Below are 8,163 nucleotides of genomic sequence, written 5' to 3' on the forward strand. Positions count from 1 at the left end.
GTCGAAGCGCAACTTTTCAAATTCCAACATACATCACCTCATTGACCCGGAAATCTTTCGCCAAAACAGGGGCAGAGTGCACTTTCACCTCTTCTGGACCTCGATTTCTAGCCGGAAAGGTTGACTCCGAGATAGCCCTTGGCCCTCACGCTTACCTGTGGCCACGCGGACATCCATCTCGCCCATCCCTGACAGACGATGGCAAGCCTGATTGTTAGGGTCAGCCAGTCACTCGCGTTGTCGTGTTGCACGTCTCGCGAATGACCATGACTACCAAGTCATGAGGCGCGGGCCGTGAGTGCGACTAACACCCACAGCCCGCTAACCATCACCAACTTCAAGAGAGTTAATCATGGCTACCCGCGATCATACGGTACGCATTCGCTCGTCCGTTCCCCCTGACGACACCCTCGCTCCTCCGCCTGACGACTCGTTATCCGAGGCGGTGGCATGGCCCGAAACCCTGCGTCATAGCACTCGCGGCGACATCGCCCTGGCGGTGCTCGCCCTCATGCGCCTGCGTGTCGACAGCGAGCAGTGCCGCCAGGCGCAGGCGCGAGGATTCCCCGGCAGAGCGCTGCCATGGCCGCTTCCCGCGGCCGTCACGGCCAGCTTGGGCACGGCCATTCACTGCTTGCAGCAGTACAGCCGCCTGCTCGGTGACGAGCCTCGAGCGAACACCACACGCCTCCGATGATCGCCGTTGCAGCGCATCGGCCGGCATGGCGATGCGCCGCGTTCGGGCAATCACCGACGAAGCTGCCAAGCATTCACTGACACGGAGCGCTGTAAGCGCCTATCCGCTGTGCGGCCGTGTCCGACAGGGAGGAACCACCATGGAACTGATCCAGCTCACCCCGCATTCGGAAATCGACCCCTCGCAACCGCTGCGAGCCCCCGGCGACATCCTGCTGCACGCCTACCTGATTCCGAACGCCCTCAATCCCGCCCAACTCGCCCGCCGCACCGGCATACCGTCCAATCAGATCAAAGCCTTCATCGCCGACACCCACCCCATCACCGCCAAGATCGCCATCCGCCTCTCCCTCGCTTTCGACACCACCGCCTTCTACTGGCTGGCACTTCAGGCGCGATACGACCTGGAAAGGGCAAAGCCTGTGGTGCGCGCTTATCGGCCTCTTGTTGATTAAGGGCAAACGCACGACAAGCGGGACCGATGAAAGGGACAGAGGCAGCTAAGTCCCACCGTCATTGTTCGAACTAACTACCTCTGTCCCGTTTGCTCGATTGTGCTGGATGATCCGTTTGCCTGATCACGATTAGTGTGCCGAACACCAAGGCCCTGCTTCATGCGGGGCCTTGTTTTTGGCGAGCGCTGAATGCGGCATCATGCGCGTGGTCATCGATGACGACTCGCATCTCAGGGGAGGTGAACATGAGCAAGCGTATTTGGACATGGATTGCAGGGTTGGTATTTGCCTCGGGCGCATCCGCGTCCGGCGTACAAAGCTTGCGTACTCTTGATGAAGCTTCGGCTTACCTTGAACAGCAGAACCTCGGTGAGGTTCGCCACTATTCGACCAGGGACTTCGGCCGGGATCAGTATTCGGGCGCGCGTTCCGTGGTGGTAAAGCCGGAGCTTGCGGAAACACTCTTGCGCGATCTTCGTGGCAGGCTTGGGCCGGGCCTTGTGGCGTTCATCGGAACAACCAACAGCCTTGCCGCCCCGCCTTCGGTCGGGGCCGAGATTGTGATCGGAAAGGGAACGTCGCAATTCGACGTACTGCGGATTGCTGCATCCGATGCGGTCAATCACGGCATGGGTACGGAAGATCTGATCAAGAAACTCCGGACATGGGATGCCGCGTATGGCATCGATATTTTTCAGGCGGAAACGGACACCATCCAGTTTCGCCTAAAGAAGCCGCCGCGTGATATGCGCGCGTTCGCAAAGGACCTGTATGCATTCTGCCCGGACATCGTGGATCAAGGCACTTTGACGGTGGATGCGTTGCAGAAAGAGATAGAGCGCACGCACACGGTCTTTCTCTGGTGGGACTGAGCTTCGGGCAGTGATCACGGGTCGGCGTCTGCGCCGACCCGTGATCCGATGGCTTACCGCCCCAAATCGCTCAAGAACCGCTTCGTATACTGCAACGGCGTCGTCGACGGCACCGAGTTGCACGTCGGCGATGCGTAGTTCTGATTACACGGCGTATCGCGGTCGAGCGACCAGAAGTGGATGCCGGCGAGGCCGTTGGCGACGGCGTAGGTGGTGATGGCGTCGGCGTTGGCGATGGTGAAGTTTTCACTCGCGGCGTCGTTGATGCCGATCATCGGGGTGATCTCGATTTTGTTCGGCGAGATGCCGTAGGTGTGTTCGAGATTCTTCACCGCCTGGATTGCGGATTGGCCCATGTCGCAGCTGCCGTTTGCTACCACGCACAAGTACGAGGCGGCGGATGAGCCGTAGTCCATCGCCATCAGGTTGATGGTGTAGTTGGTCAGTGAGGAGGCCTTGATCGCCTTCACCACCATATCGCCGAGGCTGTTGACGCCACCGTAGCTGCCGTCGGATGCGCCGAGCGTGGCGAGGGTGAAGGAGAAGCGCAGGTTCGGATATAGCGACTGGCCGTACACGGCGGCAGCGACGAGGTTGTTGATGGTCGCCTGCGATTGGCCGCCTTCGATGTCGAAGTCCACGCCCACCATCTTCGGCGACATGTAGCGCGACAGGAACGTAGCGAAGTTGGCGGTGCTGCCGCAGGTGAAGGTGCCTGCCTGGCCGCCGGTAGAGACGATGTAGGACACGCCGGCATTGGAAAGCGCGGAGATATTCGCGCTGGCGAAGCTGGCGCCCGGGACGCCGCCCCAGTTTTCGCTGCCGCATTCGCCGGTGGCGAAGGCGAGGGTGATGGCGCCAAGGTTGGTCACGTAGTTGGACTTGAGGCTGCCACTGCCGACCACCGGTATCGACGAGCCCGTGGCCGCCGCGGTCTGCATGACATTGGTGTTCCAGTTGAGGTTGATGGTCACGTCCTTGTAGGGACTGAACACCAGGTTCGCGCCGGTGCCGGGCGGATTGGTGGGACCTGTGCCACCGCCACCCGTGCCGCCACCGCCAGTACCACCGCCGCCTGTGCCGCCACCACCGGATCCGCCCGTACACGCGCCTTGCRAGGTCCACGGCTGGCCGGAGCCTGCACCGCCGCTGTTGGTGGCGGGGTCATTGCCCTGCGTCCACCAGTTGGCGAGGTAGTTGGTGCCGTTCTCGCTCGCGGTCTGGCCGCCGGTGTAAACCGTGCTTGCGCTCCACGCCGCGGCGCAGGTGGCCTGCGCGTGTACGGCTTGAACGGGAGCGAGCGTCATCAAGCTCATGGCCATCGCACCACCTGCGGTGGTGCCGATGGCGTTGAGTGCCGTGCGTAGCCAAACAACCGACTTCTTCAAGTGCATGGAAGCGTCTCCTGGTTGTGTTGCATCACTAAGGCGGAAGGTTTCCCTGGCGACGAGCCGAGTCCGATCGGCGGTGGGCGTCCCCGTGCTTTCCCTGTGGGTCATGACTTGCCGTGGTCATGACGATGTCGTCTTTGTGTCCACTCTTGACAACGTTGTCCTTAAAAGACGATGGGAACTGTGATGGGGGTTGTGAATTTGGGACGCCAAATCGATCGTTATGGATGGATGGTTATATGGCGCGACGTGCCGTGTTTTTCGTGCGTTGCAGCGCGTTCGACGGCGGATTGCTTGAGGTCTATGGCGATGCGGGATGGTGCGTTGCGACTAGAACGATTCAGACGTTTGGATGGCTAGCCGTTTCCGTTGAGACTTTTCTGACAACGTTGTCTAAGGTCGGCATGGCGATCTGACCAGGTGCCGAAACAGCAGATAGCCCTTACCATCGCTGAGCCGGCACGGGGGTGCCGGCGCAAGAAATCACAGGGGGAGTTATGGGATCGCGTTACAAGCAGGAACGCTGGTACTGGCCGACGTTCGGAAACATCGCCGATGCCGAGCAGGCATCCAATCAGGGATTCTGGGCCGCAGTGTTTTGTGCGGTCGTGACGGCAGTTGTCGCCACCATCAGCCTGCTGTCCAACCACAGCGTCATGGGCATCAATGCGTTCGCTTACGCCGACGCGCTGTTCCTGGCCATCATTGCCTGGCGCATCCGGCGTCGCTCGCGGGTGTTCGCGGTGATTGGCCTGGTGTTGTTTGTGCTGGAAAAGATTTTCCAGTTTGCCACGCAGCCGCAGGCTTACTTTGGCATCTTCATGGCCGTGGTGCTGTTGTTTTGCTTTATCAATGGCGTGCGCGGCACCTTCGCCTACCATCGCATGATCGCGGCCAAACCGCAGGAGCCAGCAGTCGCAAGCGTCTGACGTGCTGCATGGCTTTCAACAAAAAAAAGGGCTCCGCATGCGGAGCCCTTTTTCTATTCACGCTGAGGGCAAGCTCAGGCGACGTTCGGTTCGCTGAAAGCCTCGATCTCGCCCTTGAACGCTTCCACCGGTACGCAGCTGCAGAAGACGTTCTTGTCGCCGTAGACGTTGTCCACGCGGGCGACCGGCGACCAGTACTTCTGGAACTTCAGGCTGGGTAGCGGGAAGGCGGCCAGTTCGCGGGTGTAGGCGTGGGTCCACTCGGAGGCGGACACCATCACGGCGGTGTGCGGGGCGTGCTTGAGCGGGTTGTCTTCGCGGTCGAGCTTGCCTTCGTCCACGGCGCGGATTTCGTCGCGGATCTGGATCATGGCGTCGATGAAGCGATCGAGCTCGGACTGCGATTCGCTTTCGGTCGGTTCGACCATCAGCGTACCGGCAACCGGGAAGCTCAGCGTCGGTGCGTGGAAGCCGAAGTCGATGAGGCGCTTGGCGACGTCTTCTGCGCCGATGCCGGTGGCGTCCTTGAGCGGGCGCAGGTCGAGGATGCACTCGTGTGCCACCAGGCCGTTGCGGCCGGTGTAGAGCGTCTCGTAGTGCGGTGCCAGGCGCTTGGCGATGTAGTTGGCGTTGAGCAGCGCGACCTGGGTGGCGCGGCGCAGGCCGCTGGCGCCCATCATGGTGATGTACATCCAGCTGATCGGCAGGATCGAGGCGGAGCCGTAGCTCGCCGCGGAGACCATGCCTACGGAGCCAGCGCTCTTGTGAGGAGTGCTGCCATGGATGGCAGCTTCTTGATCTTCGCCGACAGGGATGTCGGCATAAGTACGAGGAAGGAACGGGGCGAGATGCGACTTCACCGCGCACGGGCCCACGCCCGGGCCGCCACCGCCGTGCGGGATGCAGAAGGTCTTGTGCAGGTTGAGGTGCGAGACGTCCGAACCCCACTTGCCCGGCTTGGCCACGCCGACCAGCGCATTCATGTTGGCGCCGTCGGTGTACACCTGGCCGCCGTGCTCGTGCACGATCTCGCAGATCTTGACGATGTCTTCCTCGAACACGCCGTGCGTGGACGGGTAGGTGATCATCAGGGCGGCGAGGCGATCGCTGAACTTCTCGGCGGCGCGCTTGATGTCTTCCACATCGACGTTGCCGTTGGCGTCGCACTTGGTCACCACCACCTGCATGCCGCACATCTGCGCGGAGGCCGGGTTGGTGCCGTGCGCGGATTCGGGGATCAGGCAGATATCGCGATGGCCTTCGCCGCGCGAGCGGTGATAGGCGCGGATGGCGAGCAGGCCGGCGTATTCGCCTTGCGCGCCGGAGTTCGGCTGCAGGCTCACGGCGTCGTAGCCGGTGCATTCCACCAGCATCGCTTCCAGCTCGTCGATCAGCTGCTTGTAGCCGGTGGCCTGATCAGCCGGGGCCAGCGGATGGATGTTGGCGAACTCGGGCCACGTCACCGGGATCATTTCGGCCGTGGCGTTGAGCTTCATGGTGCAGCTGCCCAGCGGGATCATGGTGCGATCCATCGCCAGATCCTTGTCGGCCAGCGAACGCATGTAGCGCAGCAGCTCGTGCTCGCTGTGGTGCGTGTTGAACGCCGGGTGCGTCATGAACTTCGACGTACGGGCGAGGCCGGCGGGCAGGGCGTCGTTGGTCTTGGCGTCGAGCGCGTCGATATCGGCGATGGTGGCGCCAAACAGCGCAGCGACGGCGATGACGTCCGCGCGCGTGGTGGTTTCATCGAGGCTGATGCCCAGGCTCTTGCCGTCGATCTGGCGCAGGTTGATGCCGGCGGCCTTGGCCTTCGCATGGATGGCGGCGGCATCGACGTTGACCACGTGCAGCGTGTCGAAGAAGTCCGGGCCAACGGTGACGCCGGCATCACGCAGCGCGCCGGCAAGGATCGCGGCAAGGCGATGCGTGCGACGCGCAATGCGCACCAGGCCTTCCGGACCGTGGTACACGGCGTACATGCTGGCCATCACGGCGAGCAGCACCTGCGCGGTACAGATGTTGGAGGTCGCCTTCTCGCGGCGGATGTGCTGCTCGCGCGTCTGCAGCGTAAGGCGATAAGCCGGCTTGCCTTCGGCATCGATGGAGACGCCGATCAGGCGGCCCGGCATCGAACGCTTGTAGCTGTCGCGGCAAGCCATGAAGGCGGCATGCGGGCCACCGAAACCGAACGGCACGCCAAAACGCTGGGTGTTGCCGACCACGATGTCGGCGCCCCATTCGCCCGGCGAGGCGATCACGGTAAGGGCGAGCAGGTCGGTGGCCACGCAGACCACGCCGTGGCGCGCGTGCACTGCGTCGGCCAGCGCCTTGTAGTCGTTGATCTGGCCGAAGGTGTTGGGGTACTGCAGCAGCACGCCGTAGCTGTCGACGCTGGCGGCTTCGCTGTCGTCGCCGATGTGCAGGTCGATGCCCATCGCTTCGGCGCGGGTCTTGATCACTTCCAGCGTCTGCGGATGCACGGCGTTGGAGACGAAGAACAGATTGGACTTGGACTTGGTCGAACGCTTGGCCAGCGTCATCGCTTCGGCGGCGGCGGTGCCTTCATCGAGCAGGGACGCGTTGGCAATCTCCATGCCGGTGAGGTCGGCGCACATGGTCTGGAAGTTGATCAGCGCTTCCATGCGGCCCTGCGAGATCTCGGCCTGGTACGGCGTATAGGCCGTGTACCACGCCGGGTTTTCCAGGATGTTGCGCAGGATGACGTTCGGGGTCAGCGTGCCGTAGTAGCCCTGGCCGATGAAGCTGCGGAACACCTGGTTCTTGTCGGCGATGGCGCGGATCTTGGCCAGCGCTTCCACTTCGGTGATCGGCGAGGGCAGGGCCAGCGGCGCCGGCGACTTGATCTTGCCCGGCACGATGGCGTCGGTCATCGCTTCCAGCGAGTCGAAGCCCAGCAGCGCCAGCATCTTGGCGATTTCAGCGTCGTTGGGGCCGATATGACGCTCGATGAAGGCGTCGTGGTGCTCGAGATCACGCAGGGAAGGATGGGCGTTCTGACTCATGGCAGGGGCTTCCGAAAATGGCCAATAAAGGCCGAACGTGCATGCCGCACGCGAAGCGCCCCTCTGTCCTTTTGCCTGAGAGTTTGGAAGAGCAGGCTCAACGAGCCCACGCTTCGTGCCCCTTCGGCGCCGGATTTAACCGGTCTCTCCAGAGTTTCTGTGCGTGTGATGGTCTGGGGCCTGAGCGATTACGGGCGTTGCGCCTTCGGCAGCGGTTCTCACCGCTTCTCCCACCACACGCTAAACGACGATTATAAGCTGCCTCGGCCGGGATTTCCTCCCTGGCGGTCCGGGGCGTCGCCCACCGTGCGGCCCTTGTCTCAAACGGCATAAGATGAAAGGCCCGCCTCAGGAGCCGCCCCATGCCCAAGCCCCCGTTTCAGCTGGCCCGGATCGACCACGTGGTGCTGCGCGTACGCGATGCCGAGGCCATGGAGCGCTTCTATATCGACGTGCTGGGTTGCCACGAAGAGCGCCGCCAGGACGAGATCGGCCTGGTCCAACTGCGCGCTGGCGACTCGCTGATCGACCTGGTGGCGCTGGACAGCAAGCTCGGCCGTCTGGGTGGCGCGGGTCCGGGCGGCGAGGGTCACAACATGGATCACCTATGCCTGCAGGTGGAGAACTACGACGAGGCGGCGATCGTGGCCCATCTCAAGGCGCATGGCGTGCGCGTGGGGGATATCGGTTCGCGCTACGGGGCGAAGGGCGAGGGTCCGTCGATTTACCTGTACGACCCGCAGGGGAATATGGTGGAGTTGAAGGGGCCGCCTGCGWCTACCTGACCGCCCTTGTGG

6 protein-coding genes and 1 riboswitch are annotated in these 8,163 nt (G+C 62.6%); of the genes, 4 read left to right on the plus strand and 2 right to left on the minus strand.

Annotated elements, in window-relative coordinates:
- Positions 1-836 precede the first annotated feature (836 nt).
- Together AC1DMG_RS17415 and AC1DMG_RS17420 are read left to right on the plus strand one after the other, a co-directional pair.
- The gene (locus tag AC1DMG_RS17415) at positions 837-1,151 is read left to right on the plus strand and encodes a HigA family addiction module antitoxin (protein ID WP_441603547.1); all 315 of its coding nucleotides are present in this window, start codon (positions 837-839) and stop codon (positions 1,149-1,151) included.
- Positions 1,152-1,396: 245 nt separating this feature from the next.
- Positions 1,397-2,023, plus strand: a complete 627-nt coding sequence (locus tag AC1DMG_RS17420; RefSeq protein ID WP_441603546.1) for a DUF4253 domain-containing protein — start codon at positions 1,397-1,399, stop codon at positions 2,021-2,023.
- Positions 2,024-2,076: 53 nt separating this feature from the next.
- Here AC1DMG_RS17420 and AC1DMG_RS17425 read toward each other — a convergent pair whose 3' ends face one another.
- Positions 2,077-3,417 carry a carbohydrate-binding protein gene (locus AC1DMG_RS17425; RefSeq protein WP_477180832.1) on the minus strand — a complete coding sequence of 447 codons (1,341 nt, stop codon included), beginning with the start codon at positions 3,415-3,417 and terminating at the stop codon, positions 2,077-2,079.
- 464 nt (positions 3,418-3,881) lie between these two features.
- Here AC1DMG_RS17425 and AC1DMG_RS17430 point away from each other — a divergent pair, with 464 nt between their 5' ends.
- Positions 3,882-4,343 (plus strand): hypothetical protein, encoded by a 462-nt coding sequence (locus AC1DMG_RS17430; RefSeq protein WP_441611072.1) that lies wholly within the window; start codon positions 3,882-3,884, stop codon positions 4,341-4,343.
- A 74-nt stretch (positions 4,344-4,417) separates the two neighbouring features.
- On the opposite strand, the gene gcvP is transcribed toward AC1DMG_RS17430, so the two are convergent.
- Positions 4,418-7,366 carry an aminomethyl-transferring glycine dehydrogenase gene (gene gcvP / locus AC1DMG_RS17435; protein ID WP_441603543.1) on the minus strand — a complete coding sequence of 983 codons (2,949 nt, stop codon included), beginning with the start codon at positions 7,364-7,366 and terminating at the stop codon, positions 4,418-4,420.
- 53 nt (positions 7,367-7,419) lie between these two features.
- Positions 7,420-7,528, minus strand: a riboswitch (glycine riboswitch).
- 200 nt (positions 7,529-7,728) lie between these two features.
- Between gcvP and AC1DMG_RS17440 the strand changes: the two genes are divergently transcribed.
- Positions 7,729-8,151 carry a VOC family protein gene (locus AC1DMG_RS17440; RefSeq protein WP_477180833.1) on the plus strand — a complete coding sequence of 141 codons (423 nt, stop codon included), beginning with the start codon at positions 7,729-7,731 and terminating at the stop codon, positions 8,149-8,151.
- The last annotated feature ends 12 nt before the right edge of the window (positions 8,152-8,163 follow it).

The sequence above is a fragment of the Dyella sp. 01N36 genome (genome assembly GCF_056399745.1).